This is a genomic window from Aquimarina muelleri DSM 19832, assembly GCF_000430665.1.
GTDB lineage: Bacteria > Bacteroidota > Bacteroidia > Flavobacteriales > Flavobacteriaceae > Aquimarina > Aquimarina muelleri.
The window spans coordinates 1-1282 of the sequence record NZ_AUML01000101.1 but is presented as its reverse complement, the minus strand read 5'-3'; the positions used below and the strand labels follow the sequence as shown (position 1 = coordinate 1282).

At 32.6% G+C, this 1282-nt stretch carries 1 protein-coding gene; it reads right to left on the bottom strand.

Features of this window, described 5'->3' with window-relative positions:
• Positions 1-1282 (bottom strand): non-ribosomal peptide synthetase (locus tag H527_RS22715; RefSeq protein WP_035089086.1); only part of this gene is annotated, 1282 nt, incomplete at both ends.

The following is a 1282-nucleotide window of genomic DNA, read 5'->3' as shown; positions in this document are numbered from 1 at the left end:
ATTTCTATAGATAATTCTTTACGAATTTTAGATACCAAACGAGTAGCCAATAAACTATGTCCGCCCAACTCAAAGAAATTATCATGTATTCCTATATTCTCTAATCCTAACAAATCTTGCCAGATTTCTACTAACTGAACTTCTATTTCACTTTCTGGAGCAACATATGTTTTGGCAGAGGACTCGGAACCATCTGGTTCTGGTAATGCTTTCTTATCTAATTTACCATTATTTGTCAAGGGCATCACTTCCATTTCTACCCATACTGTAGGAACCATATATTCTGGTAGACTTAATTTTAAATACTGTTGTATTTCTTCTTTATCTAAATCTCCTTCTACAACAACATAACCTACCAAACACTTCTCTCCTAAAGAATCCTCCTTGACTAAAACACAACATTGAATAACAACATCTAATGAAGATAAAACACTCTCTATCTCCCCTAATTCTATGCGATACCCTCGGATCTTAACTTGATCATCTACCCTACCTATAAAATCAATATTACCGTCTGGTAACCAACGAACTAAATCACCTGTCTTATAAATTCTTTCTCCTTCTTTAAAAGGGTTTGAAATAAATTTCTCTCGTGTTAAATCTTCATTATTTAAATAACCACGTGCCAAACCTGAACCTCCAACGTATAATTCTCCTACAACACCTATAGGCAATAAATCGAGAGAAGAATTTAAAATATATGCTTGACTGTTTTTAATAGGCTTACCTATAGAAAGACTTTTATCTACAAAACTATCAATATTATATGTTGTCGAAAAGGTAGTGTTTTCTGTGGGGCCATAGCCATTGATTATATGAAGTTCTGGATAAAATTCTTTTAACTTGTTTGTATAATTAAAAAGAACTACATCCCCTCCTACTAATAAATAACAAAGAGGTTTAAAAATAGATATATCCTGTTCTACTATTTGATGAAACCAAGAAGCTGTCATCCATAATGTTGTTACTTTATGTTCGATAATAAGTTGTTTTAAACTACTTATATCTAATAATGTATTAGTATTTGCTAATACCAATTGACCTCCATTTAACAAAGTCCCCCAAAACTCGAGGGTTGTTGCATCAAAAGAGATAGAACCAGTTGATAGCCATACTGTATCTGAATTTAAAGAAACATAGTCACAGCTTTTACACAAACTAACAATACTATGATCTTCAATCATCACTCCCTTAGGCAATCCTGTAGTTCCTGAAGTATACATGATATAAGCAACAGAATTTGGTTCTCTTTCACATAGACTCTCTGAGGAATCATATGAAT